General features: G+C 74.6%; 31 protein-coding genes. 25 read left to right on the forward strand and 6 right to left on the reverse strand.

Features of this window, described 5'->3' with window-relative positions:
* Positions 1–16 precede the first annotated feature (16 nt).
* Positions 17–1,789 carry a proline--tRNA ligase gene (locus ACI789_RS05540; protein ID WP_457007085.1) on the forward strand — a complete coding sequence of 591 codons (1,773 nt, stop codon included), beginning with the start codon at positions 17–19 and terminating at the stop codon, positions 1,787–1,789.
* On the opposite strand, the gene ACI789_RS05545 is transcribed toward ACI789_RS05540, so the two are convergent.
* Entirely contained in the window at positions 1,762–2,157 is a 396-nt protein-coding gene (locus ACI789_RS05545) for a VOC family protein (RefSeq protein WP_457007086.1), read from the reverse strand. The two genes, ACI789_RS05540 and ACI789_RS05545, sit on opposite strands and share 28 nt — an antisense overlap.
* 157 nt (positions 2,158–2,314) lie before the next feature.
* Between ACI789_RS05545 and rpsP the strand changes: the two genes are divergently transcribed.
* The 16 genes from rpsP (at position 2,315) to ACI789_RS05625 (ending at position 14,380) form a co-directional block, all read left to right on the forward strand.
* On the forward strand, positions 2,315–2,767 hold the full coding sequence (gene rpsP, locus ACI789_RS05550; protein WP_457007087.1) for a 30S ribosomal protein S16: 453 nt from the start codon (positions 2,315–2,317) through the stop codon (positions 2,765–2,767).
* Between the two features lie 3 nt (positions 2,768–2,770).
* On the forward strand, positions 2,771–3,007 hold the full coding sequence (locus tag ACI789_RS05555; protein ID WP_456910496.1) for an RNA-binding protein: 237 nt from the start codon (positions 2,771–2,773) through the stop codon (positions 3,005–3,007).
* An 11-nt stretch (positions 3,008–3,018) separates the two neighbouring features.
* A complete protein-coding gene (rimM, locus tag ACI789_RS05560) occupies positions 3,019–3,567 on the forward strand; it encodes a ribosome maturation factor RimM (RefSeq protein WP_457007088.1) in 549 nt (182 codons plus the stop codon).
* Complete coding sequence (gene trmD, locus ACI789_RS05565; protein ID WP_456917620.1) at positions 3,564–4,301, forward strand: tRNA (guanosine(37)-N1)-methyltransferase TrmD; 738 nt, start codon at positions 3,564–3,566, stop codon at positions 4,299–4,301. Before rimM ends, trmD begins: the two co-directional genes overlap by 4 nt.
* The gene (locus tag ACI789_RS05570; RefSeq protein WP_457007089.1) at positions 4,294–4,794 is read left to right on the forward strand and encodes an NUDIX hydrolase; all 501 of its coding nucleotides are present in this window, start codon (positions 4,294–4,296) and stop codon (positions 4,792–4,794) included. The genes trmD and ACI789_RS05570 overlap by 8 nt, the downstream gene beginning before the upstream one ends.
* 145 nt (positions 4,795–4,939) lie before the next feature.
* Positions 4,940–5,296, forward strand: coding sequence for a 50S ribosomal protein L19 (gene rplS / locus ACI789_RS05575; protein ID WP_436691790.1), 357 nt, complete (start codon positions 4,940–4,942; stop codon positions 5,294–5,296).
* A 66-nt stretch (positions 5,297–5,362) separates the two neighbouring features.
* On the forward strand, positions 5,363–6,304 hold the full coding sequence (gene lepB, locus ACI789_RS05580; RefSeq protein ID WP_457007090.1) for a signal peptidase I: 942 nt from the start codon (positions 5,363–5,365) through the stop codon (positions 6,302–6,304).
* 261 nt (positions 6,305–6,565) lie between these two features.
* The gene (locus ACI789_RS05585; RefSeq protein ID WP_457007091.1) at positions 6,566–7,270 is read left to right on the forward strand and encodes a LuxR C-terminal-related transcriptional regulator; all 705 of its coding nucleotides are present in this window, start codon (positions 6,566–6,568) and stop codon (positions 7,268–7,270) included.
* Positions 7,271–7,729: 459 nt separating this feature from the next.
* A complete protein-coding gene (locus ACI789_RS05590; RefSeq protein ID WP_456917616.1) occupies positions 7,730–8,413 on the forward strand; it encodes a ribonuclease HII in 684 nt (227 codons plus the stop codon).
* Positions 8,410–8,730, forward strand: coding sequence for a DUF2469 domain-containing protein (locus ACI789_RS05595; RefSeq protein ID WP_456917615.1), 321 nt, complete (start codon positions 8,410–8,412; stop codon positions 8,728–8,730). Before ACI789_RS05590 ends, ACI789_RS05595 begins: the two co-directional genes overlap by 4 nt.
* 131 nt (positions 8,731–8,861) lie before the next feature.
* Positions 8,862–9,221, forward strand: coding sequence for a YraN family protein (locus ACI789_RS05600; protein ID WP_457007092.1), 360 nt, complete (start codon positions 8,862–8,864; stop codon positions 9,219–9,221).
* A complete protein-coding gene (locus tag ACI789_RS05605; RefSeq protein ID WP_457007093.1) occupies positions 9,218–10,738 on the forward strand; it encodes a YifB family Mg chelatase-like AAA ATPase in 1,521 nt (506 codons plus the stop codon). Before ACI789_RS05600 ends, ACI789_RS05605 begins: the two co-directional genes overlap by 4 nt.
* The gene (dprA, locus tag ACI789_RS05610; RefSeq protein ID WP_457007094.1) at positions 10,735–11,988 is read left to right on the forward strand and encodes a DNA-processing protein DprA; all 1,254 of its coding nucleotides are present in this window, start codon (positions 10,735–10,737) and stop codon (positions 11,986–11,988) included. Before ACI789_RS05605 ends, dprA begins: the two co-directional genes overlap by 4 nt.
* 114 nt (positions 11,989–12,102) lie before the next feature.
* Complete coding sequence (locus ACI789_RS05615; protein WP_457007095.1) at positions 12,103–13,038, forward strand: tyrosine recombinase XerC; 936 nt, start codon at positions 12,103–12,105, stop codon at positions 13,036–13,038.
* 109 nt (positions 13,039–13,147) lie between these two features.
* A complete protein-coding gene (gene whiG / locus ACI789_RS05620) occupies positions 13,148–13,948 on the forward strand; it encodes an RNA polymerase sigma factor WhiG (RefSeq protein WP_456917610.1) in 801 nt (266 codons plus the stop codon).
* An 18-nt stretch (positions 13,949–13,966) separates the two neighbouring features.
* Positions 13,967–14,380, forward strand: coding sequence for a thiol-disulfide oxidoreductase DCC family protein (locus tag ACI789_RS05625; RefSeq protein WP_457007096.1), 414 nt, complete (start codon positions 13,967–13,969; stop codon positions 14,378–14,380).
* A 10-nt stretch (positions 14,381–14,390) separates the two neighbouring features.
* Here ACI789_RS05625 and ACI789_RS05630 read toward each other — a convergent pair whose 3' ends face one another.
* Positions 14,391–14,885 (reverse strand): M23 family metallopeptidase, encoded by a 495-nt coding sequence (locus tag ACI789_RS05630; protein ID WP_457007097.1) that lies wholly within the window; start codon positions 14,883–14,885, stop codon positions 14,391–14,393.
* 309 nt (positions 14,886–15,194) lie between these two features.
* Between ACI789_RS05630 and rpsB the strand changes: the two genes are divergently transcribed.
* From rpsB to ACI789_RS05655, 5 genes are all read left to right on the forward strand, one after another.
* Positions 15,195–16,124 carry a 30S ribosomal protein S2 gene (gene rpsB, locus ACI789_RS05635; RefSeq protein WP_456920822.1) on the forward strand — a complete coding sequence of 310 codons (930 nt, stop codon included), beginning with the start codon at positions 15,195–15,197 and terminating at the stop codon, positions 16,122–16,124.
* Positions 16,125–16,240: 116 nt separating this feature from the next.
* Positions 16,241–17,056: a translation elongation factor Ts gene (gene tsf, locus ACI789_RS05640; protein WP_457007098.1), complete on the forward strand. Its 816-nt coding sequence runs from the start codon at positions 16,241–16,243 to the stop codon at positions 17,054–17,056.
* Positions 17,057–17,253: 197 nt separating this feature from the next.
* Positions 17,254–18,039 (forward strand): UMP kinase, encoded by a 786-nt coding sequence (gene pyrH, locus ACI789_RS05645; protein ID WP_457007099.1) that lies wholly within the window; start codon positions 17,254–17,256, stop codon positions 18,037–18,039.
* A gap of 70 nt (positions 18,040–18,109) precedes the next feature.
* Positions 18,110–18,667: a ribosome recycling factor gene (frr, locus tag ACI789_RS05650; RefSeq protein ID WP_456920825.1), complete on the forward strand. Its 558-nt coding sequence runs from the start codon at positions 18,110–18,112 to the stop codon at positions 18,665–18,667.
* Between the two features lie 22 nt (positions 18,668–18,689).
* Positions 18,690–19,793: a phosphatidate cytidylyltransferase gene (locus ACI789_RS05655; protein ID WP_457007100.1), complete on the forward strand. Its 1,104-nt coding sequence runs from the start codon at positions 18,690–18,692 to the stop codon at positions 19,791–19,793.
* Positions 19,794–19,808: 15 nt separating this feature from the next.
* Here ACI789_RS05655 and ACI789_RS05660 read toward each other — a convergent pair whose 3' ends face one another.
* Positions 19,809–20,894: a GNAT family N-acetyltransferase gene (locus tag ACI789_RS05660; protein WP_457007101.1), complete on the reverse strand. Its 1,086-nt coding sequence runs from the start codon at positions 20,892–20,894 to the stop codon at positions 19,809–19,811.
* Positions 20,891–21,667: a polyphosphate kinase 2 family protein gene (locus ACI789_RS05665; protein ID WP_457007102.1), complete on the reverse strand. Its 777-nt coding sequence runs from the start codon at positions 21,665–21,667 to the stop codon at positions 20,891–20,893. The genes ACI789_RS05660 and ACI789_RS05665 overlap by 4 nt, the downstream gene beginning before the upstream one ends.
* Positions 21,668–21,796: 129 nt before the next feature.
* Between ACI789_RS05665 and ACI789_RS05670 the strand changes: the two genes are divergently transcribed.
* A complete protein-coding gene (locus ACI789_RS05670) occupies positions 21,797–22,792 on the forward strand; it encodes a hypothetical protein (protein ID WP_457007103.1) in 996 nt (331 codons plus the stop codon).
* 57 nt (positions 22,793–22,849) lie between these two features.
* Here the strand turns inward: ACI789_RS05670 and ACI789_RS05675 are convergent, their stop codons facing one another.
* Positions 22,850–23,497 carry a TrmH family RNA methyltransferase gene (locus ACI789_RS05675; protein WP_457007104.1) on the reverse strand — a complete coding sequence of 216 codons (648 nt, stop codon included), beginning with the start codon at positions 23,495–23,497 and terminating at the stop codon, positions 22,850–22,852.
* A gap of 33 nt (positions 23,498–23,530) precedes the next feature.
* Here ACI789_RS05675 and rlmN point away from each other — a divergent pair, with 33 nt between their 5' ends.
* Entirely contained in the window at positions 23,531–24,706 is a 1,176-nt protein-coding gene (rlmN, locus tag ACI789_RS05680) for a 23S rRNA (adenine(2503)-C(2))-methyltransferase RlmN (RefSeq protein WP_457007105.1), read from the forward strand.
* Positions 24,703–25,431, forward strand: a complete 729-nt coding sequence (locus ACI789_RS05685; protein WP_457007106.1) for a VIT1/CCC1 transporter family protein — start codon at positions 24,703–24,705, stop codon at positions 25,429–25,431. The genes rlmN and ACI789_RS05685 overlap by 4 nt, the downstream gene beginning before the upstream one ends.
* 60 nt (positions 25,432–25,491) lie before the next feature.
* On the opposite strand, the gene ACI789_RS05690 is transcribed toward ACI789_RS05685, so the two are convergent.
* A complete protein-coding gene (locus ACI789_RS05690) occupies positions 25,492–25,818 on the reverse strand; it encodes a DUF2631 domain-containing protein (RefSeq protein ID WP_457007107.1) in 327 nt (108 codons plus the stop codon).
* Between the last annotated feature and the right edge of the window lie 54 nt (positions 25,819–25,872).

Raw genomic sequence — 25,872 nt, forward strand, 5'->3', positions numbered from 1 at the left:
GGCCGACAATGTCTCCGTGCTGTTGCGGATGTCCACCCTGTTCCTGCGCACCCTGCGCGACGACCCGGCCGACGCCGAGGTCCCGAGCCACCGCCTGCTGGTCCGGGCCGGCTACATCCGGCGGGCGGCGCCGGGCGGGTTCACCTGGCTGCCGCTGGGCTACCGGGTCTTCCGCAACGTCGAGCGGGTCATCCGCGAGGAGATGGACCGGATGGGCGCCCAGGAGGTGCACTTCCCGGCGCTGCTGCCCCGCGAGCCCTACGAGGCCACCGGCCGCTGGACCGAGTACGGCGACAACCTCTTCCGCCTCAAGGACCGCCGCGGCGTGGACCACCTGCTCGGCCCCACGCACGAGGAGATGTTCACGCTCCTGGTGAAGGACCTGTACTCGTCGTACAAGGACCTCCCGCTGTCGCTGTACCAGATCCAGACCAAGTACCGGGACGAGGCGCGGCCCCGGGCCGGCCTGCTGCGCGGCCGCGAGTTCACGATGAAGGACAGCTACTCCTTCGACGTCGACGACGCCGGCCTGGACAAGAGCTACGCCGCCCACCGCGACGCCTACATCCGGATCTTCGACCGGCTCGGGCTGGAGTACGTGATCGTCTCGGCGATGTCCGGGGCGATGGGCGGGTCCAAGAGCGAGGAGTTCCTGCACCCCACCGAGATCGGCGAGGACACCTTCGTCCGCTCGGCCGGCGGCTACGCGGCCAACGTGGAGGCGGTCACCACCGTCGTCCCCGACGACATCCCGCTGGAGGGCCTGCCCGAGGCGCACGTCGAGGACACCCCCGACACCCCGACCATCGAGACCCTCGTCGCGGTCTCGCAGGAGATGTTCCCGGACGCCGGGTACACCGCCGCGTCGACGCTGAAGAACGTCGTCGTCACGCTGGTCCACCCCGACGGGACGCGCGAGCCGCTGGTCGTCGGCCTCCCCGGCGACCGGGAGGTCGACCTCAAGCGCCTCGAGGCCCAGGTCGCCCCGGCCGAGATCGCGCCGTTCGAGGACTTCGCCGAGCACCCGCAGCTGGTCAAGGGCTACATCGGCCCGCAGGTGCTCGGCGCCGACAGCCCGTCGGGGATCCGCTACCTCGTCGACCCGCGGATCGTGCCCGGCAGCCGCTGGATCACCGGGGCCAACGAGACCGGCAAGCACGTCTTCGACCTCGTCGCCGGCCGGGACTTCGGCTGGGACGGCGTCGTCGAGGCCGCCGAGGTGCTGCCCGGCGACCTCGCCCCGGACGGCTCCGGCCCGCTGGAGCTGGCCCGCGGCGTGGAGATCGGCCACATCTTCCAGCTCGGCCGCAAGTACGCCGAGGCGCTCGAGCTCAAGGTGCTCGACGAGAACGGCAAGCTTGTCACGGTGACCATGGGCTCCTACGGCATCGGCGTCTCCCGCGCCGTGGCCGCGATCGCCGAGTCCACCCACGACGAGCTGGGCCTGGTCTGGCCGCGCGAGATCGCGCCGGCAGACGTGCACGTGGTCGCCACCGGCAAGGACGCCGCCGTCTTCGAGACCGCCGAGTCCCTCGCCCAGGAGCTGGTCGCCGCCGGGCTGACGGTCCTCTACGACGACCGGCCGAAGGTGTCGCCGGGGGTGAAGTTCAAGGACGCCGAGCTGCTCGGGATGCCGACCATCGTCACGGTGGGCCGCGGGCTGGCCGACGGCGTCCTCGAGCTGCGCGACCGCGCGACCGGTGAGCGCGAGCAGGTGCCGGTCGCCGAGACCGCGGCCCGCGTGCTGGCCGCCGTCCGCGGTCAGTCCGCGACGAGTTCGACCTCGTAGCCGTCGGCGTCCTCGAGGTAGGCGGCCCGGTGCTCCGGGCCGCCGGCGAACGGGTGCCGGTCGGGGAACAGCAGCCGCCAGCCGTGGGACGGCGCCTCGGCGACGAGTGCGTCGAGCTCGGCGGCCGTCCCGGCCCAGAACGCGAGGTGGTTCAGGCCGGGGGCGCGCCGCTCGTGGACGGCGCCGGTCAGGGCCGGGGACTGCTCGACGACGACGTAGACCCCGTCGGCCCGCCACGACCGGCCGTGGGCCCAGGACTGGTACGGCTGCGCGCCGAGCGCGGTCAGCAGCCACCCCCACGAGCGCTCGGCGCGGGCCAGGTCGGGGACCCACAGCTCGACGTGGTGCAGCAGACCTCGCCTCGGCATGGGGTCATCCTGCGGATCTGGCATGATGGTCGGTCGAACACGGCGGTGGGCGGCCCTCTCACCGTTGCCGGCCGTGTCCCTGGCTCCGCCCCGGCGTACCCCACGCGTCCGTCCGGCGAGCAACCGACGAAAGCGTTCGAGGAGAACACGAGCCACCGTGGCCACCAAGATCAAGCTCATGCGCCTGGGCAAGATGCGCGCCCCGTACTACCGGATCGTCGTCGCCGACGCCCGCACCAAGCGGGACGGCCGCTCGATCGAGACGATCGGCAAGTACCACCCGAAGGAGGACCCGTCCTTCATCGAGGTCGACTCCGAGCGGGCGCAGTACTGGCTGGGTGTCGGCGCGCAGCCGACCGAGGCCGTCGCCGCCATCTTCCGGGTGACCGGTGACTGGCAGAAGTTCAAGGGCGAGCCGGCCCCGCCGCCCATGAAGGTCGCCGCCCCGAAGCCGGACAAGAAGGCCCTCTACGAGGAGGCCGTCCGCAACGCGGGTGCCGAGGAGCCGGCCGCCGGCGCCACCACCCCGAAGAAGAAGGCCGCCCCCAAGGCCGACGACGCCGCCGCGGCCCCCACCGGGGACGCCGCCGCCGAGACGCCCGCCGAGTAAGACGTGCTCGAAGAGGCGCTCGAGCACCTGGTCAAGGGCATCGTCGACCACCCCGAGGACGTCACGGTCGACCTGCTCAGCAGCCGGCGCGGCAAGACCCTGGAGGTCCGGGTGCACCCCGACGACCTCGGCAAGGTCATCGGCCGCGGCGGGCGCACCGCCAAGGCGCTGCGCACCGTGATGACCGGCGTCGGCGGCCGGGGCCTGCGGGTCGACGTCGTCGACACCGACGGGCGCTGAGCCTCCCCTCGTTGAGCACCGCCTCCGACGAACCCACCGACACCGTGGTGGTCGGCCGCATCGGCCGGCCCCACGGTGTCCGTGGTGAGGTGACCGTCGAGGTCCGCACCGACGACCCCGACCTCCGGTTCGCCCCCGGCACCGTCCTGCTCACCGAGCCCGCCGCGCGCGGGCCGCTCACCGTCGCCGGACGCCGCTGGCACCGCGACGTCCTCCTGCTGTCCCTCGAGGGCCCCGGCGGCCAGACCGTCGACAGCCGCGAGGCGGCCGAGGAGCTGCGCAACACCGAGCTGCACGTCGCCGTCGCCGACCTGCCGCAGCTCGACGACCCCGACGTCTTCTACGACCACCAGCTGGTCGGCCTCACCACCCGCCTGCCCGACCAGACCGTGCTGGGCGAGGTGACCGCCGTCCGCCACGAGGGCGCCGACCTGCTGGTCGTCCGCCGGGACGAGGGCGGGGAGCTGCTCGTCCCGTTCGTGGCGGCGATCGTGCCGACCGTCGACGTGGCGGGCGGCTTCGTCGTCGTCGACCCGCCCGAGGGGCTGCTGGACCTGTGACCTTCCGGATCGACGTCGTCACGATCTTCCCCGAGTACCTGGCTCCGCTGCGCCAGTCGCTGCTGGGCAAGGCCGTCGAACGGGGCCTGGTCGACATCGGCGTGCACGACCTGCGGCAGTGGACCGACGACGTCCACCGCACCGTCGACGACGCCCCCTACGGCGGTGGACCGGGCATGGTCATGCGCCCGGAGCCGTGGGGCCGCGCGCTGGACGCCGTCCGCCCGCCGGGCACCCGGCTGGTCGTGCCCACCCCGGCCGGGCGCCCGTTCACCCAGGCGATGGCGGCGGAGTGGTCGCGGGAGCCGGGCCTGGTCTTCGCCTGCGGTCGCTACGAGGGCATCGACCAGCGGGTCGCCGACTGGGCCGCCGACGCCGGGCCGGTGTCGGAGGTCTCCCTCGGCGACTACGTGCTCGCCGGCGGGGAGTCCGCGGTGCTGGTCATGGTCGAGGCGGTCACCCGGCTGCTGCCCGGCGTGGTGGGCAACCGCGAGTCGGTCGAGTTCGACTCGCACGCCGACGGCCTGCTCGAGGGCCCCTCCTACACCCGGCCGGCGTCGTGGCGCGGTCACGACGTCCCGCCGGTGCTGCTCTCCGGCGACCACGCCGCGATCGCCCGGTGGCGGCGGGCGGAGTCGCTGCGCCGGACGGCGGCCCGCCGGCCCGACCTGCTGGCCGCGCTCCCGGAGGACGCGCTGACGCCCGCCGACCGGGCCGTCCTCGACGATGCCTGAGCGCGCCTGGGTGCGCCCGACCGCGCGCGTGGTGGTGCTGGACCCCGCCGGGCGGGTGCTGTTGCTGGGTGCGCGGCTGACCGATCCCGCGGTGCCGCCCGGCGAGGTGCTGTTCTGGTACACGCCGGGCGGGGGAGTGGAGCCCGGCGAGAGCGTGCGGGAGGCCGCCGTCCGGGAGCTGGCCGAGGAGATCGGCCTGCTCGTCGAGCCCGCCGCGCTGGAGGGCCCGGTGTGGTTCCGGCGACACGTCGGCCCGTTCGCCGGCGTCCCGATCGACTCCCGGGAGACCTTCTTCGTGCTGCGCGACATCGTCCACGAGGTGGACCCGCGCGGGCGCACCGAGCTGGAGCTCCTGGGGCAGGAGCCGCACCGCTGGTGGAGCGCCGCGGAGGTCGCCGCGGAGGCCGTGGAGTTCGCACCCCGGGAGCTGGCCACCCTGCTGCCGGAGTTGCTGGAGGGGCCCTGGACGGGGCCGCCGCGCTTCGTCGCCTGAAGATGTGGCACAGTAGAGAGCTGCTGCGGACCGTCGGCCCCTCGACGTCGAGCTCCTCCCGGAGTGCAGCTCCCCGGATCGGACAGCCGGGGCCGCTCGCTGTCCGCACCGCAGAAGACGCAACCGCTAGGACAGGACTGCCGCGATGAACACCCTGGACGTACTCGACGCCGATTCGCTGCGCGCCGACATCCCCGAGTTCCGCCCGGGCGACACCGTCAAGGTGCACGTGCGCGTCATCGAGGGCAACCGCTCCCGCATCCAGGTCTTCCAGGGTGTGGTCATCCGCCGTCAGGGCGGGGGCATCCGCGAGACCTTCACCGTCCGCAAGGTCAGCTTCGGCGTCGGCGTGGAGCGCACCTTCCCGGTGCACACCCCCGTCGTGGAGAAGATCGAGGTCGTGACCCGCGGTGACGTGCGTCGCGCCAAGCTGTACTACCTCCGCGAGCTCCGCGGCAAGGCCGCCAAGATCAAGGAGAAGCGCGAGACCGTCTCGCGCTGACACGCTCCACCGGCCGGGTGACCGGCCTGACGTCGGCGGGTCTCCCGCGGCCGTACGCTGGCTCCGATGAGCAGTGACCGGCCCGGGAGGCCCGCCGACGTCGTTCCGGAGGGCGAGGAGCCACGACCGGCCACCTCCACCGGTGAGATCGCACCCCGCGAGACCCGGTCCGCCGCCCGCCGGCGCCGCCGCCGGGAGCGCGCGGAGGAACGGAAGAAGGGCTCGCTGGTGCGCGAGCTCCCCGTGCTCCTGGTCGTCGCCTTCGTGCTCGCCCTGCTGGTGAAGACCTTCCTCGTGCAGGCGTTCTTCATCCCGTCCGGGTCGATGGAGCAGACGCTGCACGGCTGCCCGGGGTGCACCGGCGACCGCGTCCTGGTCAACAAGGTGCCGTACTGGTTCGGCGAGCCCGAGCCCGGCGACATCGTCGTCTTCCGGGGGCCGGACACGTGGTCGCCCGAGGTGGACGTCGCCGAGCCGAGCAACTGGTTCACCGGGGCGCTGCTGTGGCTGGGGCGCGCGGTCGGTGTCGCCCCGCCCAGCGAGGACGACTTCGTCAAGCGGGTGATCGCCACCGCGGGCCAGACCGTGGCCTGCTGCGACGCGCAGGGCCGGGTCACGGTGGACGGCGAGCCGCTCGACGAGCCCTACATCTACGAGAACACCCCGCTGGAGTCGCGGGCGTTCAGCCCGGTCATGGTCCCCGAGGGCCGGCTCTGGGTGATGGGTGACCACCGGTCGGCGTCGGCGGACTCGCGCTCGCACGTGGGCGACCAGCACTCCGGGACCATCGCGGTGAGCGACGTCATCGGCAAGGCCGCGCTGATCGTGTGGCCGCTGGACCGCTTCGACCTGCTGGACTCGCCCGACATCCAGGGCGTGGAGGCCGCCGGGGAACCGACGTCCGGTGCCGCGGCCGTGGCCGCTCCCTACGCCCTGGGACTGATGGGCGCGGTCCCGCTGACCGCCTGGCGACGACGACGCAGGGCTCCGGCCCGTCGGCTGCGCTGATCCGCCATCCCTCGACGAGACCCGCGCCACGCCTCCCGGCGTGCGCGGGTCTCGTCGTGTCCGGGAACTTTCCCGGAATGGACGTCGCCATGTCGACACGAATGGTCCGGTCGCCTTTTCGCTGTTCTCCGTGTGACTCGGCAATGGCGTCCGGAGTTCTGGGAAATTCCTCGGAGAATTTCTGAGAAAACGTTCAAGCAGCTCTCTCACTCGTCCGATGGAGATGGTGTAAGCCACCGAATGCGTGAAACGGAGCCTGCTGTGTCTGCAACCCTGGCGAGCGCCGCCCGCGGCGTCACCCGCGTGCTGATCCTCGCCGATGCCCCCGTCCTGCGGCGGGGTCTGGTGAGCATGATCAACGAGACTGCCGGCATGCAGTCGGTCGGGACCCCCGGCGAGCTGCGCCGGGCGCTGACCCTGGTCGAGACCGCCCGCCCGGACGCCGTCGTCGTCGAGCTGGGCCCCGGCCGCGCCGCCACGCTGAACGCCTGCCGGGACCTGCGCCGCCGGTACCCCCGGGTGACGATCGTGGCTCTGGGCACCTCCGAGGACCCGGCCGTGGTCAACGAGGCGCTGGCCGCCGGCGTCCGCGGCTACCTCATGATCAACACCTCGCCGACGCTGCTCGGGTGGGCGATCCTGGCCGCCCGCGCCGGCCGGACCGTGGTCGACCCGCAGATCCGCCGCGTCGAGCCGTCGGCCACCCCGGCCGCCAAGCCGCTGGCCCCCGAGGTGCCGCTGACCCGGCGCGAGTCCGACGTCCTCGACGAGCTGATCCAGGGCCAGTCCAACCGGCAGATCGGCCGCAACCTGTTCATCAGCGAGGACACCGTCAAGTCGCACGTGAAGGCGATCCTGCGCAAGCTGGGCGCCCGCGACCGGGCCCACGCGGTCTCCCTGGTGCTCTCCTCGCGCAACGGCGGGTGCACCTGCGGCGCCCACAGCCTCGCTCCCGCCGAGGTCTGAACCCCCCGTACTCCGGGGTGCCGGTGGACTCGCCGCCGTCGCCGGACCTCCGGGGCGCCCGTACGGACCGTCCGCCTCCTCGGCGGTCCGCCGGGCGCCACCCGGGTCGCTCGTCGGCCCACTGGGCCGCTGGTCGGCCCACCTGAGCCGCTGGTCGGCCCACCTGAGCCGCTCGCCGGCTCGCCCGGGCCGCTCGTCGGCTCGCCGATCGGGCCGCCGCCGGCCCGCCGGTCCCATGGGCCGGTCCCCTTTGACCCCGGGGACCGGCCCCTGGCGTCTCCGGCCCTCCGCACCGAGGCGGCCCGTCGAGCGGGCCCGCCGGGAGCGCGCCGTCCGGTCACTGGCGCGTCGTACTGTCGGACCGCGATGCCTCCCCGTACCACCCCCTCCGCCGTCCAACCGGGCCCCCGTGTCCGGCGGGTGCGGCCCGGCGAGGACCGGCCAGACGCCCTGTGGGACATGGAGCGGTCCCTGCGCCGCCGCGGCTTCGACGCGATCGCCGGCGCCGACGAGGCCGGCCGGGGCGCCTGCGCCGGGCCCCTGGTCGCCGCGGCCTGCGTGCTCCCCGCCGGTCGCCGGGGCCGGGTCCCCGGGCTGGCCGACTCCAAGCTGCTCACCGCGGCCGCGCGGGAGCGGGTCTACGCCGAGATCGTCGACCGCGCCGTCGCGTGGTCGGTCGTCGTCATCCCGGTGGCCGACCTCGATGCCCGCGGCATGCACGTGACCAACATCGAGGCGCTGCGCCGGGCGGTGTGGACCCTCGACCCGGGCGCGGACTACGTCCTCACCGACGGGTTCCCCGTGTCCGGCCTGGCCCGGCCCACGCTGGCGGTGTGGAAGGGCGACCGGGTGGCGGCGTGCGTCGCCGCCGCGTCGGTTCTGGCCAAGGTCACCCGCGACCGGATCATGCTCGACCTGCACGAGCGGTGGCCGGAGTACGACTTCGCCGTCCACAAGGGCTACATCACCGACGCCCACAGCGCCGCGCTGGACCGTCACGGCCCCTGCCCGGAGCACCGGATGCGGTTCGTCAACGTCGCCCGCGCACGCGATGCACACGCCGAGCGGGTACTCCAGCTGACCGGCTCCGCCGCGATGGTCGATGATGGGGCCATGCGCCCTGTGTCCGGAGAGTCGCGATGAGCACCGAGGACCTGGAGAAGTACGAGACCGAGATGGAGCTGCAGCTCTATCGCGAGTACCGGGACATCGTCCGGCAGTTCACCTACGTGGTGGAGACCGAGCGGCGCTTCTACCTGGCCAACGCCGTCGACCTGCAGGTCCGCGAGGCCGGGGGCGAGGTGTACTTCGAGCTCAAGCTCTCCGACGCCTGGGTGTGGGACATGTACCGGCCGGCGCGGTTCGTGCGCAACGTGCGGGTGCTGACCTTCAAGGACGTCAACGTCGAGGAGCTGGACAAGCCCGACCTCGAGCTGCCCGACGGCCCCCGGCTGACCTGACTCCCGCGCCACGGGGCCCAGGCTGCCCCGACGCCCCGTCGTGGACGCCGTGACCGTCCACAGGCGCCCCGTCCGTCCACAGACCGCCGCCGGGCATGGCGCCGGGGTCCGGGGCGACCGACGGTCGGCGGGTGGCAACGAGATCGGACCTCGGCATCCAGGGCGAGCGCATCGCCGCCGCCTACCTCACCGACAGGGGCCTGCGGGTCCTCGACCGCAACTGGCGCTGCCGCGACGGTGAGCTCGACATCGTCGCCCGCGAGGGCGAGGCGCTGGTCTTCTGCGAGGTGAAGACCCGCCGCGCCGTGGGCTTCGGCCACCCCGTGGAGGCGGTCGACCCGCGCAAGCAGCGCCGGCTGCGGACGCTGGCCCAGCGGTGGCTGGCCGCCCACGACGAGCACGCGCCCGAACTGCGGTTCGACGTGGTCGGCGTGCTGGTCCGGCCGGCGCGGCCGGCGCTGGTCACCCACCTGAGGGCGGCTTTCTCGTGACGCTCGCACGCACCTGGTCGGTCGGGCTCGCCGGGGTGCACGGCGCCATGGTCGACGTCGAGGTCGACATGTCGGCCGGGGTCCCGCAGGTGGTGCTCGTCGGCCTGCCGGACGCGGTCGTGCGGCAGTCGGTGGACCGGGTCCGCGCGGCCGTGGTGAACGCCGGCGGTCGCTGGCCGCTGCGCCGGATCACGATCGGTCTGTCGCCGGCGTCGATGCCCAAGCAGGGGAGCGGCTTCGACCTGGCCCTGGCCGCCGCGGTGCTCGCCGCGGACGGGGCGGTCCCCGCGGAGTCGGTGGGCAGGCTCGTGCTGGTCGGCGAGCTGGGCCTGGACGGCTCCGTCCGCGCCGTCCGCGGGGTGCTGCCCGCCGTGCTGGCCGCGGCCCGGGCGGGGCACGGCACGGTCGTCGTCCCCGCCGGGAACGCCGAGGAGGCGGCCTTGGTGGACAGCGTCGAGGTGCTGGCCGCCGGCACGCTCACCGACCTCGTCGCGCACCTGCGGGGCCGCACGGCGTTGCCTCGCCACAGCCGCGGCCCGCTGCCGCCGCCACCCCCGGGCCCGGATCTGGGGGACGTCGTCGGCCAGGCCATCGGGCGCCGCGCGGTCGAGGTGGCGGCCGCCGGTGGCCACCACCTCTTCCTGACCGGGCCGCCGGGCGCCGGCAAGACGATGCTCGCCGAGCGGTTGCCCGGCCTGCTCCCGCCGCTCGACGAGCAGGCGGCGCTCGAGGTCACCGCCATCCACTCCGTGGCCGGCGCACTGCCGCCCGGCGCGCCGCTGGTGACCCGCCCGACGTTCGAGGCGCCGCACCACTCCGCGACCATGGCGGCACTGGTCGGCGGCGGGTCCGGGCTGATCCGCCCGGGAGCGCTCTGCCGGGCGCACCGCGGCGTGCTCTTCCTCGACGAGGCCCCGGAGTTCCCGCGCGCGGTGCTGGACACCCTGCGCCAGCCGTTGGAGCGCGGGCAGGTGACGATCTCGCGGGCCAGCGGCGCGGCCACCTTCCCGTGCCGGGCGCAGCTCGTGCTCGCCGCCAACCCCTGCCCCTGCGCCAGCGCCGCGGGGGAGGCCGCCTGCACCTGCAGCCCGCTGGAGCGGCGGCGCTACCAGTCGCGGCTGTCCGGGCCGCTCCTGGACCGCATCGACCTGCGCGTCGACCTCCCCGCCGTCACCCGGGCGGCCTGGCTGGAGGCCGGCAGCGCCCCGGAGTCGACCGCGGTCGTGGCCGCGCGGGTGCTCGCGGCGCGCAGCACGGCCGCCGAGCGGCTCGCCGGCACGGGGCTCGGGCTCAACAGCCAGGTGCCCGGCCGGATGCTGCGGGAACGGTGGTCCCCGCCCCGGCCGGCGCTGCGGCTCGCGGAGCGGGCGCTGGAGCGGGGTGCGCTGTCGGTGCGCGGCTACGACCGCGTGCTGCGGGTCGCCTGGACCCTCGCCGACCTCGCCGGGCGGACGGTGCCCGCGCCCGACGACGTCGCGGAGGCGCTCGGCCTGCGGCTGCAGCGGGTGGCGGCATGACCGCCGTGCCGAGCCTCGACGAGGACATGGAGGAGGGGCTGGCCTCGCCCGCCGCCCTCGACGGGGTTGCCCCGCCGTCGGTGCGCCGGGCCCGGGCGTGGCTGAGCCGGGCGGCGGAGCCGGGGAGCATCCCGTTCTGGCGCTTCGTCGACGACCTCGGTCCCGTGGAGGCGGTGCGGCGGCTGCGGAGCGGCCGCGCACCCGACGCCGTCCGGGCTCTCGCGGGCGCACGGGTCGACCAGGACGCGTCCCTGGCCGACCTGACCCGCGCCGAGCGCTGCGGTGCCCGGCTGGTGGTCCCCGAGGACGACGAGTGGCCCGGCCTGCTCCTGCACTCGCTCACCCTCGCGACCAGCGAGGAGCCCGACGACCCCCGCCAGCAGTCGCCCCGCACGACGGCGCCGGTGCCGCCGGTGGCCCTCTGGGTCCGCGGCCCGGGTCGGCTCGACGACCTGGTCGACCGATCCGTCGCGATCGTCGGTGCCCGGGCGTCGACCGCCTATGGCGAGCACGTGGCGGGTGAGTTCGGGCACCGGTTGGGGGAGCGGGGCTGGACGGTCGTCTCCGGCGGTGCCTTCGGCATCGACGCGGCCGCCCACCGCGGCGCACTCGCCGCCGAGGCGCCGACCGTCGCCGTCCTGGCCTGCGGGGTCGACCGGGTCTACCCGGCGGCGCACGGGGCGCTGTTCCACCGGATCGCGGAGGAGGGGCTGCTGGTCAGCGAGTGGCCGCCCGGGGCCGCGCCGCACAAGCACCGGTTCCTGGTGCGCAACCGGCTCATCGCCGCACTGACCCGCGGCACCGTCGTGGTGGAGGCCGCCGCCCGGTCCGGTGCGCAGGCCACCGCGCGGCGGGCGGGCCGGCTCGGCCGACGCGTGCTGGTGGTGCCCGGTCCGGTCACCTCCGCGATGTCGGTGGGCTGCCACGAGCTGCTGCGCGACGAGGAGCTCGGTGCGGTGCTGGTGGCCAACGCCGCGCACGTGCTGGAGGAGGTCGGCCGGCTGGGGGAGGACCTCGCCGACCCGCCCGTGCGGCCGACCGAGCCGCGGGACGGGCTGTCGGACGTCGCCGTCCGTGTGCTCGACGCCTGCCCGGTGCGCTCCGGGGTCAGCCCCGAGCGGCTGGCCGCGACCGCCGGCTGCGACGTGCTCGACGTGCTGCGCGTGCTCCCGGCGCTGGAGCTGGCCGACCTCGTGGAGCGGACCGCTGCCGGGTGGCGGCTCGCCGCGCCGGACCGGCCCGGCCGGTGAACGCGGGGAGGGACGGGCGGGGACCCCGGTACCAGCGGGGAGGAACGGAACTGGCGGGTCCAGGGGTCGGCGCGGCTGCTTGACCGGCGGCGGGCGCCGTCGGACCGTTCCGGGGTGACCGCCCGGACCGCCGATGCGCGCGCTGCGCTGCCGCCGCAGCTGGCCGAGGCGCTGGCCGGGTACGAGGACCACCTGCGCACCCAGCGGGACCTGTCCGAGCACACCGTCCGCGGGTACGTGAGCGACGCCGTCTGGCTGCTCGACCACCTCACCCGGCGCGGCGGCACCCGGGTCGACGACCTCGACCTGGCCGCGTTGCGCAGCTGGCTGGCCCAGGGGCGCACCCGCGGCGCAGGGCGCGCCACCACCGCCCGGCGGGCCGCGGCGGCGCGGTCGTTCACCGCCTGGCTGCGGCGGGCCGGCCTCACCCCCGAGGACGTCGGCCAGCGGCTGGTCAGCCCCAAGGCGCACCGCGTCCTCCCCGACGTGCTCGCCCCGGACCAGGCGCGCGCCGTGGTGGAGTCCGCCGCCGGGGCGGAGGAGCCGGTCAGGTTGCGGGACGCGGTCGTCCTCGAGCTGCTCTACGCCAGCGGCATCCGGGTCAGCGAGCTGGTCGGGCTCGACGTGGACGACGTCGACCGCGGCCGCCGCCTCCTGCGGGTGCTCGGCAAGGGGCGCAAGGAGCGCAGCGTCCCCTACGGCGCTCCTGCCGAGCGGGCTCTCGACGCCTGGCTCACCCGCGGCCGTCCCGCCCTGGCGACGGCCGACTCCGGCCCCGCCCTGCTCCTCGGGCTGCGTGGACGGCGGCTGGACCCCCGCGAGGCGCGCCGCACGGTGCACGCCGCGGTGGCCGCCGCGCCCGGGGCGCCGGACATCGGGCCGCACGGCCTGCGCCACTCCGCGGCCACCCACGTGCTCGAGGGCGGCGCCGACCTCCGCTCGGTCCAGGAGCTGCTGGGCCACGCCAGCCTGGCCACCACCCAGATCTACACCCACGTGACCGTCGAGCGGCTGCGGGCGGTCCACGCCCAGGCCCACCCGCGCGCCTGAGGAGAGCCCCGACGTGTCTGACACAGTTGTCGTGCCCACGACCGAATCGCCCACCCTGCCCACCCCGAGGCGGCCCTGGCCGGCCTCCGGACCATCGGGAGCGCAGACAGTGCCCGAGGCCACCATCCACCGGCTCGACGGGGCCCACGACGACGCCGACGCCGCGCTGGCCGAGCTCTGGGCGAACTACGTCGCCGATCGCGACCCCGCCCTCCGGGACCGGCTGATCCTGCACTACGCCCCGCTGGTGAAGTACGTCGCCGGCCGGGTGGGCAGCGGCCTGCCCGCGCACGTCGAGCAGGCCGACCTCGTCTCCTACGGCACCTTCGGGCTGATCGACGCGATCACCCGCTACCAGCCCTCCCGCGAGGTGAAGTTCGAGAGCTACGCGATGGCGCGCATCCGCGGCGCGATCATCGACGAGCTGCGCAGCACCGACTGGATCCCGCGGTCGGTGCGGATGAAGGCGCGCCAGTTCGAGCGCACCGTCGCGACGCTCGAGAGCCGCCTGCAGCGCAGCCCCACCGACGAGGAGGTGGCCGCTGAGATGGACATGGACGTCGAGGAGGTCCGCAAGTTCCTCGGCCAGCTCTCCCTGGTCAACGTGGTGGCCCTCGACGAGCTGCTCTCCGACGACGAGGGCGGCGCCCCGCGCCTGGTCGACACCCTGCAGGACCCCAGCGCCCTGGACCCGCAGGCCATGGCCGAGCACGGTGAGGCCCGCCAGCTCCTCGCGCGGGCCGTGGAGCAGCTGCCCGAGCGGGAGAAGGTCGTGGTCAGCCTCTACTACTTCGAAGGCCTGACCCTGGCCGACATCGGCCGCGTGCTGGGCGTCACCGAGAGCCGCATCTGCCAGTTGCACACCAAGGCGGTGCTGCACCTGCGGACCAAGCTCGCCGACATCGCCTGACGGCGACCGGGGCTCCAGGTGCACCAGCCCACCCTCGTCTACGACGGGGACTGCGGCTTCTGCACCCGCGCCGCGGAGGTCGCCCGCCGCCTCCTGCCGCCGGACGCCGCGGTGACCCCGTGGCAGTCGGCCGACCTGGCGGCCATCCGGGTGACCCCGGCGCGGGCGCGGCGCGAGGTCCTCTGGGTGTCGCGGACCGGCCGCGTCGCCGGGGGTGCCCGCGCCGTGGCCGAGGCCCTGCGGGCGGCGGGCGGCCTCTGGGCGGTCCTCGGGGTCGTCCTGCTCGTGCCCCCGCTGTCCTGGGCGGCCGGGGGCGTGTACCGGCTCGTCGCGGCCAACCGCATGCGCCTGCCGGGCGGCACCGCGGCGTGCGCCGTCCCACCCCCGCCGCCCGACGAGCACCGGGGCGGCGCGGCGGAGCCGGGTCCCTGACCGCCGCCGGTCACCCGAGCGGCAGCAGCCGCACCTCCGGCGGTTCGAGCAGCGCCATCGGGTCCAGGTAGGTCTCCCCGCGGCGCAGCCCCCAGTGCAGGCAGGCGGCGGCCGGACAGCCGTCGTGCCCGGCGGTCAGCGTGCCCAGCGGGGAGCCCCGGGTCACCGCCTGGCCCGCGCCGACGCCCGCCACGACCGGCTCGTACGTCGTCCGCAGCCCGTCGGGGTGGTCGACGCTCACCACCGGCCGCCCGGCGACCATCCCCGCGAAGGCCACGACGCCGTCCCCGGCGGCCAGGACGACCGAGCCCGGCCCCCCGGCGAGGTCCACGCCCCGGTGACCGGCGGCGTACCGGTCCGGCGGCGGGTCGAACGGCCGGGTCACCGTGCCGTCGAGGGGCCGCACCCACAGTGCGGGGGACGACGGAGGCGTGGGCTCGGCGACGGCGGGAGCGGGGCCGAGCAGGAGTGCCCCCGCGAGCAGCAGGGGAGCGAGGCGGCGCACGCCGGCAGCCTCCGCCCGGGACCGGGTGCGCGGGCCGGTGGACGGCGGTCTGTGGACGGCCCCGGCCGCTGGGGAAGCCGTCCCCGCCCGGGGCGTATGCTCGTCGGTGCGACCCGTCTGAGCCGGGTCGACTTCGCGCGTCCTCGAGCTCGCTGGAACCAGCGGGCCGGTCGCCACCTCGGTCCCCGTGGGAGTCCTCCGCGGGGTGGTGTGGCGCCCGTGGACGCCAGGGCGGTGCACCACCCGGTGCCCGCGACAACCGAGGAGCGCGGTCGCCGAGCGGCCGCGCGCGACAGGAGGGCTGCGACCATGGCAGTCGTCAGCATGAAGCAGCTGCTCGACAGCGGCGTCCACTTCGGGCACCAGACCCGCCGGTGGAACCCGAAGATGAAGCGGTTCATCTTCACCGAGCGCAACGGCATCTACATCATCGACCTGCAGCAGACGCTCGGGTACATCGACAACGCCTACGAGTTCGTCAAGCAGACGGTCGCGCACGGCGGGACGATCCTGTTCGTCGGCACCAAGCGGCAGGCCCAGGAGGTCGTCGCCGAGCAGGCGCAGCGCGTCGGCATGCCCTACGTCAACCAGCGCTGGCTGGGCGGCATGCTCACCAACTTCTCGACCGTCCACAAGCGGCTGCAGCGGCTCAAGGAGCTCGAGGACATGGAGCAGACCGGCGTGATGGCCGGCCTGTCCAAGAAGGAGCAGCTGGGCCTGACCCGCGAGAAGGCCAAGCTCGAGCGCAGCCTCGGCGGTATCCGCGACATGCAGAAGGTGCCCAGCGCCATCTGGATCGTGGACACCAAGAAGGAGCACATCGCCGTCGGCGAGGCCCGCAAGCTCAACATCCCGGTCGTCGCGATCCTCGACACCAACTGCGACCCCGACGAGGTCGACTACAAGATCCCGGGCAACGACGACGCCATCCGCAGCATCACCGTGCTGACCCGTGTCGTCGCCGACGCCGTCGCCGAGGGCCTCATGGCCCGCTCGGCCGCGCAGGCCAACGCCGGCCGTGAGGACGGCGGCGAGCAGGTCATCGGCGGCGACGAGCCGCTGGCCGACTGGGAGCGCGAGCTGCTGACCGGCCAGCAGGGTGACGCCGCCGGCGCCACCGAGCTGCCCGAGACCCCGGCCGCCCCGCCCGCGGTGACCGCCGAGGAGGTCGCCCCGGTCGAGGGCGTGCCCGCGACCGGCGACACGGCCACCGGCACCCAGGGCGCCCAGAACGGCTGACCCGCGCCGGCGCCGTCCCCGCGCGACGCGGGGACGGCGCCGTGGCACGTCCGGACCACTCGGTCCGGGACACCTGACTTCGCACCACCGCCACCCAGACCCCAGAGGGAAGTGACATGGCTGACTTCACCGCTGCCGACGTCAAGCGTCTCCGCGACGCGACCGGCGCCGGGATGATGGACTGCAAGAAGGCGCTGACCGAGGCCGAGGGCGACTACGACAAGGCCGTCGAGCTGCTCCGGATCAAGGGCGCCAAGGACGTCGGCAAGCGCCTCGAGCGCTCGACGACCAACGGTGTCGTCGTCAGCAAGGACGGCGCGCTGCTCGAGCTGGACTGCGAGACCGACTTCGTCGCCAAGAACGCCGACTTCGTCAAGCTGGCCGAGCGGCTGCTGGACATCGTCCTGGAGCGCAAGCCGGCAGACATCGAGGCGCTGCTGGCCACCGAGGTGGACGGCCAGACCGTCGCCGCGCTGGTCGAGGCCGAGTCCGCCCGCATCGGCGAGAAGCTGGTCCTGAGCCGCTTCGCCGTCTTCGAGGGCACCACCGCCACGTACCTGCACAAGCGGGCCACCGACCTGCCGCCGGCCATCGGCGTGGCCGTGCAGTACTCCGGTGGCAGCGAGGACGCCGCGCGCAGCCTGGCGATGCACATCGCCGCGGCGCGCCCGCGCTTCCTCAACCGCGACGAGGTGCCGGCCGAGACCGTCGAGACCGAGCGCCGCGTGGCCGAGCAGACCGCCAAGGAGGAGGGCAAGCCCGAGCAGGCGATCGTCAAGATCGTCGAGGGCCGCGTCAACGCCTTCTACAAGGACTTCGTCCTGCTCGAGCAGCCGTCGATCACCGAGCCCAAGCGCACGGTGAAGCAGATCCTCGACGACGCCGGCCTGACCGTGGAGCGGTTCGCCCGCTTCGAGGTCGGCCAGGCCTAGTCGGCCCTCCTGCAGGGTCCCGCCGTGAGCGTGCGAGCGGCGGTGGACAGGAGAGTCCTCTCCCACCGGCCCCGTCCCGATCCCGGGACGGGGCCGGTGGTCTGTCCGGGGTCCGACCGCGGGTACCCCTGCCCGCGACAGGCCGCGGAGCCCATGCGGCAGGATCAGGGGAACGTCGCCGAGCGAGGGAAGAACCGTTGACAGACACCGCCGCGCCGGAGGACAGCGTGCCGCTGTCCGCCCCCTCCGCCTTCGAGCCCGCCGATGACACGGGCTACAAGCGGGTCCTGCTGAAGCTCTCCGGTGAGGCCATGGGCAACGGCAAGGTGGGCGTCGACTCGACCACCGTGCAGAGCATCGCCGAGCAGCTCGCCAAGGTCGTCCACGGCGGCACCCAGGTCGCCGTCGTCATGGGCGGCGGCAACTTCTTCCGCGGCGCCGAGCTGTCGCAGGCGGGCATGGACCGCCGGCACGCCGACTACATGGGCATGCTCGGCACGGTCATGAACTGCCTGGCGCTGCAGGCGTTCTGCGAGCAGGTGGGCCTCGAGACGCGCGTCCAGACCGCGATCACCATGGGGCAGGTCGCCGAGCCCTACATCCCGCGCAAGGCGGTCCGGCACCTGGAGAAGGGCCGGCTGGTCATCTTCGGCGCCGGTGCCGGCATGCCCTACTTCTCGACCGACACGGTCGCGGCCCAGCGGGCGCTCGAGATCGGCTGCCAGGTGCTGCTGATGGCCAAGAACGGGGTGGACGGCGTCTACGACGACGACCCGCGCACCAACCCCGACGCGGTCATGTACCACCACCTCGACTACGCCACGGTGCTGGCCAAGCAGCTCAAGGTGGCCGACGCGACGGCGATCAGCCTGTGCATGGACAACCGCATGCCGATCGTCGTCTTCAACCTGCTGCGCGACGGCAACATCGCGCGGGCCGTCGCAGGTGAGAAGATCGGGACGCTGATCAGCGACCCGGCCTGAGCGGCCGGTCCCCGCAAGCAGACCCGCGACACCGGCGGTGGAGTCCCCGCCGCCCCAGGAGGAGAGACCCGTGATCGACGACACCCTGCTCGATGCCGAGGAGCGGATGGACAAGGCCCTGTCGGTCGCACGGGAGGACCTCGGCTCGGTGCGCACCGGGCGGGCCGCGCCGGCGATGTTCAACAAGATCCTGGTCGACTACTACGGCAGCCCGACGCCGGTGCCGCAGATGTCGTCGATCACCGTGCCGGAGGCGCGGATGGCCGTCATCAAGCCCTACGACAACGGCCAGCTGTCGAGCATCGAGAAGGCCATCCGCGACAGCGACCTCGGCGTCAACCCGACCAACGACGGCCAGATCATCCGCGTGGTCTTCCCGCAGCTGACCGAGGAGCGCCGCCGCGACCTGGTCAAGATGGCGCGGTCCAAGGGCGAGGACGCCAAGGTCGCCATCCGCAACATCCGGCGGCGCAGCAAGGAGGAGCTCGACCGCATCGCCAAGGACGGCGAGGCGGGCGAGGACGAGGTGCGCCGCGCGGAGAAGGAGCTCGACGACCTCACCGCCAAGCACGTGCACTCCATCGACGAGGCGGTCAAGCACAAGGAGAGCGAGCTGCTCGAGGTCTGAGCGCTCCCGGCTCCTCCCGCACATGACACCCGACCCCGACACCGGGCCGATCCCGCCCTCCGGCCGGCGCCCCTCACCGCCCCAGCCCCGGCCGGCACGCGAGACCCGGACGGCGCACCTGCCCGTGGCCGAGCCGGCGACCGTGGAGGCCCCGGCCGCGGGTGTCCCGGCCCCGGCCCGGGGCAGCTCGGCCCCCGACGGCTCGCCCGACGGCTCACCCCCCGACGACTCGCGTCCGGACGGCTCGGCCCCCGACGACTCGCGTCCGGACGGCCCGGCCGACGTCGCCGCGCCGGCGGAGCCCCCGGCGCGCAAGCCCGGCCGGGCCGGCCGCGACATGGTCGCCGCCATCGGCGTCGGCCTGGGCCTGGGCGCGGTCATCATCGCCTCGCTGCTGATCTACCGGCCGGCGTTCCTGCTGGTCCTCGTCGTGGCGATCCTGATCGGGATCGTCGAGCTCACCCGCGCCGTCGAGGCCGGCGGGGCCCGTCCGCCCCTGGTGCCGGTCCTGGTCGGTGCGGTGGCGATGCTCGGCCTGGCCTGGACCCGCGGGGCCTCGGGCCTGGTCGTCGGGTTCCTGCTGACCGTCCTCGCCGTCCTGCTGTGGCGGCTCGGTGACGGCCCCGAGGACTACCTCCGCGACGCCTCGGCCGGCGTCCTGGTCACCGCCTACGTGCCGCTGCTGGCCGGGTTCGCCGTCCTGCTGCTGGTGCCCGACGACGGCGTGGCGCGGGTGCTGGCGTTCATCGCCACCGTGGTCGGCAACGACGTCGGGGGTTTCGCGGCGGGTGTGCTGGTCGGCAAGCACCCCATGGCCCCGTCGGTCAGCCCGAAGAAGTCGTGGGAGGGGATGGCGGGCTCGATCCTCGCCTGCGTGCTGATCGCCACGCCGATCATCACCCTCGCCCTGGACGGCCCGTGGTGGGGCGGGGTGCTGTTCGGCGCCGCGCTCGCGGTCACCGCCACGGTCGGCGACCTGGGGGAGTCCCTGATCAAGCGGGACCTCGGCATCAAGGACATGGGCACGCTACTGCCCGGCCACGGCGGGATCATGGACCGGCTGGACTCGCTGCTGCCCTCGGCCGCGGTCGCCTACCTGCTGCTGTCCTGGGTCGCCCCGGCCTGAGGACGGGGGCTGCGGTCAGTTCCCGCGGCCGACGTCCCAGGCGGAGCCGAGCACCCGGAACCCGCGGCGGGCGTACCAGTGCCGCGGCCAGTCGCCGGCGTGCGCCTCGAGGACGACGAGGTCGCAGCCGGCCTCCGCGGCGAGGGTGACCAGCCGGGCCAGGACGGCGTCGCCGTGGCCGCGCCCCCGCGCGTGCGGCTCGGTCATCACCGACTCGATCGCGGCGGTGGCGCCGTCGACCCGCAGCTGAGCGGCGGCGACCGGGCGGCCCTCCTCGCGGACGGCGACGTCGGTGACGGCCACGACCTCGCCGGTCCGGTGCTCGCGGCCGACGAGCTGGGCGACGACCTCGTCGAGCTCGGGCAGCGCCGGGAGGTCGCGCCGCCACGAGCGATCCCAGAGCCCGTGCAGCTCCCGCTGCTCCACCAGGTCCGCGCGCTCGCCTCCGTCCACCGGGGTGGCCGGGCGGCCCATGACCACCAGCTCGGAGACCTCCCAGCCGCGCCCGGCCAGCTCGGCGGCGACCGTCCCGGCGCCGGGCCAGCGCAGGACGGCGGTGGGGGAGGGCAGGCCGGAGTCGAGCGCCGTCCGCTCGACGGTCGCGGCGTCCACCGGGCGGTTGAGCAGCAGCGCGTTGTCGTCGCGCGAGTGCGGGAAGCGCGGGTCGGTGACCAGCACACCGCCGGGCACGTCGCGCACCACCGGTGACCGGCGGACGGCGAGGGACGTCGGCAGCGCCACGGCCCGGCCGATCACGTCGTCCGGGGTGGGCAGCAGCGGCTCGGTCGGCGGCCGCCACGGGACGACCGCGATCACGGCCGACGTCGGCAGCGCTCCGTACAGGTGGGGGAAGCGCGTGCCGGGCGGGTCCTCGGGGTGGCCCGGTTCCCAGCGCAGCGGGTCGGGCAGGCGCGCGGGGTCGACGACGAGCAGGACGAGGTCGCGGCGCCCCGGGAACAGCCGCCCCGCGGGCAGGTGCACCTGCTCGGGCGTGGACAGGTGGACGAAGCCGGCGTCGGCCAGCGACGGCGGGCGCAGCGCCCCGACGTCCAGGGCGGCGCGCCACGCCGCGGGCTCGGTCAGGTGGAGGAGGACCGTCACCAGCCGGGGCCGTCGAGCGGCGGGTCGGGGTCGATGCCGTGCTGGGCCAGGGCAGCCTCGATCGCCTCGCACACGGTGCGGACCACCGCCACCCGCGCAGTGCGCTTGTCGTCGGCGGCGACCACGTGCCAGGGGCCGCCGGGGTGGTCGGTGCGCTCGAGCATCTCCTCGACGGCGGCCTCGTAGGCGGGCCGCTTCTCGCGGTTGCGCCAGTCCTCGTCGGTGAGCTTCCAGGCGCGGTAGGGGTCGTCGCGGCGGGACTCGAAGCGGCGCAGCTGCTCCTCGGGGGAGACGTGCATCCAGAACTTGACCAGGACCATGCCCTCGGCGGCCAGCGTGGTCTCCAGGTCGACGATCTCGGCGTAGGCCCGGCGCCACTGCTCCTCGGTGGCGAACCCCTCCACCCGCTCGACGAGGACCCGGCCGTACCAGGTGCGGTCCAGGACGGCCATGCCGCCCCAGCCGGGCAGCACCGGCCAGAACCGCCACAGGAAGTGGTGCCGCTTCTCGTCGTGGCTCGGTGCCGCGAACTGCGCCACCCGGACGTGCCGGGGGTCGAGCGGCTCCACCAGCCGCTTGATCGCGCCGCCCTTGCCGGAGGCGTCCCAGCCCTCGAACAGCACGCAGAGCGGGGGGCCGAGGTCCCCGAGGCCGATCTGCCCGCCGAGCAGCAGGCGCAGGTGCACCAGTCTCTTCTGGGCCTGGTCGAGCTGGTCCCTGGCCTCGCCCTTGGACAGGCGCGCCGACAGGTCGACCTCCGACAGACGACTCATGCCGTGCAGCCTGGCAGGACGCCGGACGGTGTGCTCGACCTCGCCCGATGGGAGGAGGACACCGATCCAGATGATCAAGGTCCGCAGCGGCCGGACCGAACCCCCGGGAGACCAACCCAGGAGGTTCTCATGGCCCTACCAGGGCGAACCTGGAGACGCCTCGTCGCCGGAACGGCGGCCGCGGCGCTCTCGCTCGGTCTGACCGCCACCTCGGCGCAGGCCGCGACCCCCGACGCTCCCGGTTCGTACCGCAGCGTCACCACGACGACCCCCCAGAACACCTGGACGCCGGGCACGATGTCGTCGGTCAAGGACGTCGACACCTACCGGTTCACGACCACGACGGCGCGTTCTGCCCGCATCCTGCTCGGCGATCTGCGCGCGGACTACCGGATGCGCCTGCTGGACTCCGCGGGTCGCGTCCTGGCCACGTCCGACCGCGGCGGGCTGGCCAACGAGGAGATCTACCGGGCGCTGCCGGCGGGGAAGTACTTCGTGGCCGTCGACGCGCCGCACGGCAAGGTCTCGGCGAGCGCCTACGCACTCAGGTTCACGAGCCTGGACTCCGGGCTGGTCCTGCTGTCGCAGCGTGTGCGCGGGTCGGGAGCTGCCCGGGTGGTCGACGTCGAGGTCCTGAACAACACCTCTCGTCCGGTCAGGACCCTGCACTGGTGGTTCACGCCGGCCACGCCCTGCGACCCGGTGCTGTCCGGCTCGTGCAACGGCGGGTGGGGGCGGGACGTCTACATCCCGGCCCGCGGACGTGCCACGTTCACCGCGACGGAGGCTCCGACGAGCAGCTCCCGGGTCGCCGTGGACGCCGACTGGACCTCCGGGACGTCCCCGAAGGTGTCGGTCGCGATCACCCGGACCACGAGCACCAGCGTCACCGGGACCTGGACCAACGGCAGCTCCTCCCGGCTGTGCTTCCCGACCCCGGTGCGGACCAGCTACGACGCGCGCGGCGCGGTCCTCGCCGCCCACGAGGTCTGGCTCGCCGCCGGCCCCTGGGCCGCAGGGCGCACGTCCACCTGGTCGGCCACGAAGGTCCCGGCCCCTCCGTCGGGCACGGTCCGGACGGCCTGGAGCATCACCACCGGCCCGCCGCCGCCGCTCGGCTGCTGACGACCCGCCGCGGCACGGCCTCACGTGGTGCCGTGCCGCGGTGGACCGGCCGCGGTGTCATCCGGAGGACGACGTGGTGATCCCGTGCTGGCGGACCCAGGCGTGCATCGCGATCCCGGCGGCGACGCCGGCGTTGATCGACCGGGTGGAGCCGAACTGGGCGATCGACAGCACCCCGTCAGCGGCCGCGCGTGCCTCCTCGGTCAGGCCGCTGCCCTCCTGGCCGAACAGCAGCACGCAGGCGCGGGGGAGCGGTTCGGTCTCCAGCGGCCGAGCCCCGGGCAGGTTGTCGACGGCGAGCAGCGGCAGCCCCTCGGCCCGCGCCCAGGCGGCGAGCGCCGCGACGTCGGGGTGGTGCCGCACGTGCTGGTACCGGTCGGTGACCATGGCCCCGCGGCGGTTCCAGCGGCGCCGTCCCACCACGTGCACGGCCTCGGCGAGGAAGGCGTTCGCCGTCCGGACGACGGTCCCGATGTTGAGGTCGTGCTTCCAGTTCTCGATCGCCACGTGGAAGGGGTGCCGGCGCGGGTCGAGGTCGGCGACGATCGCCTCGACGGTCCAGTACCGGTACCGGTCGACGACGTTGCGCCGGTCGCCGCCGGCGAGCAGTTCCGGGTCGTAGCGCGGGTCGTCGGGCCACGGACCCGCCCAGGGGCCGACCCCCACGTCGTCGGTGGAGGTGAGTTCCCTCTCGGCCTCGGTCACCCGGCCGACGCTAGTGGGACCATGGAGGGCGCCATGACTGCCCTGCCCCTGGTCTTCGACGCCCCCCGCCGGGGCAAGCCGCCCCGCCACCTCGCCGACCTCACCCGCGAGGAGGCGCGCGCAGCGGTGGCAGAGCTCGGCCAGCCGGCGTTCCGCGCCGACCAGCTGGCCCGGCACTTCTACCGGGGGGTCACCGACCCCGCGCAGATGACCGACCTGCCGGCCGCGGTGCGCGAGACGCTCACCGGCGCGCTGCTGCCCGGCCTGCTCACGCCCATGCGCCACCAGTCCGCCGACGGCGGCCGCACCCGCAAGACGCTGTGGCGGCTGCACGACGGCGCGCTGGTCGAGAGCGTGCTGATGCGCTACCCGGACCGCGCCACCGTCTGCATCTCCAGCCAGGCCGGCTGCGGCATGGCCTGCCCCTTCTGCGCGACCGGCCAGGGCGGGCTCACCCGCAACCTGTCGGCCGCGGAGATCATCGGCCAGGCCGTCGCGGCCGCCGCGGCCATGGCGAACGGCGAGATCCCCGGCGGGCCGGGCCGGCTGTCCAACGTCGTCTTCATGGGCATGGGCGAGCCGCTGGCCAATTACGCGCGGGTCCGCAAGACGATCGACGCCCTCGTGACGCCGGCGCCGCACGGGCTGGGCCTGTCCCAGCGCTCGGTGACCGTCTCCACCGTCGGCGTCGTCCCGGCGATCCGGCGGCTCACCGAGGAGGGGCTGCACACCACCCTCGCGGTCAGCCTGCACGCCCCTGACGACGAGCTGCGCGACACCCTGGTGCCGATCAACACCCGCTGGAAGGTCGAGGAGGTGGTCGCCGCCGCGGACGCCTACGCCGAGCGCACCGGCCGCCGGTACTCGATCGAGTACGCCCTGATCCGCGACGTCAACGACCAGCCGTTCCGGGCCGACCTGCTGGGCCGGCTGCTCGCCACGCGCCGGGCGCACGTCAACCTCATCCCGCTCAACCCGACGCCGGGCAGCCCGTGGGACGCCAGCCCCCTGCCCGCGCAGCGCGAGTTCGTCCGGCGGCTGCGCGCCGCCGGCGTGCCGACGACGGTCCGCGACACCCGCGGTCAGGACATCGACGGCGCCTGTGGCCAGCTGGCCGCCGCGGACCGGGTGGAGGGCGTCCCCGCCGTCGCGGTGCCGCAGCCGTCGCTGGAGCCCCCGGTGGAGCTCGGCGCCGAGGCCGACGAGTGAGTGACCGGGCCGAGTCCACGGCGCCACCGGCAGAGGCCCACGAGCACACCCACGCCGACGTCTCCGGCGGCTGGCTCCGGGCGGCCGTCTTCGGCGCCATGGACGGCCTGGTGACCAACACCGCGCTGGTCGCCGGCGTCGGCGGCGGCGGGGCGGAGCCGCGGGCCATCGTCCTGGCCGGGACGGCCAGCCTGGTGGCCGGCGCCATCTCCATGGCGCTCGGCGAGTACACGTCGGTGAAGACCCAGAACGAGCAGCTCGACCTCGAGGTGGCCAAGGAGCGCCGCGAGATGGAGCGCAACCCCCGCGGGGAGCTCGCCGAGCTGGTGCAGATGCTGCGCGTGCGGGGCGTCGACGCCGACCTCGCGGAGCGCGTCGCCGTCCAGCTGCACCGGGACCCCGCCGTGGCGCTGCGGCTGCACGTCGTCGCCGAGCTGGGCCTCAACCCCGAGGAGAAGCCCTCGCCGACGACGGCGGCGGTCTCGTCGTTCCTCACGTTCGCCACCGGCGCGGTGGTGCCGCTGCTGCCGTACCTGTTCGGCGCCTCGCTGCTGTGGGTGGCGCTGCTGTGCGGCGGGGTCGGGCTGGCCGCCGCCGGGGCGCTGTCGTCGCGCTTCACCCCGCGGCCGTGGTGGTTCGCCGCCGCCCGCCAGTTCCTCTTCGGAGCCCTCGCCGCCGGGGTCACCTACGCGATCGGTCTGGCGATCGGCGTCAGCGTCTCCTGAGTCGGCCCCGTCCCGAGGCTCGCGCCGAGCGTGCGAGGCGTGAGGAGGACGGGAGTCCTCCTACTGGCTGCGCCAGGCGTTCTTCCGCCGGAAGTAGTCCATCACCTTGATGAGGATCATGATCACGACCAGCGCGACGAGCCAGTAGTCCTCCATCCGGCCCTCGTGGTTGCCGATCAGGTAGGCCGCCAGGAAGAGGATCGCGACCCAGGAGGCGATCCGGCCCGCCCGGCCGGTCTCGCCGTGCCAGCCCCACTCCTCGGGCCGCTCGTGCTCGACCGGGTGCTCGTCGCGACGGACGACCGCCTCCTCGCGCCCGGGCTGGTTGACCCGCTCGGTCGCGGGGTGGTCCGTCGCGATCCGCTCGCGGTGGGTCTGCTCACTCACGGGCCCATTCTGGCAGGAGGCCCCCGCGCCCACCGCCCGAGGGAGGGCGGCACG

The sequence above is a fragment of the Geodermatophilus sp. SYSU D00965 genome (assembly GCF_054050075.1).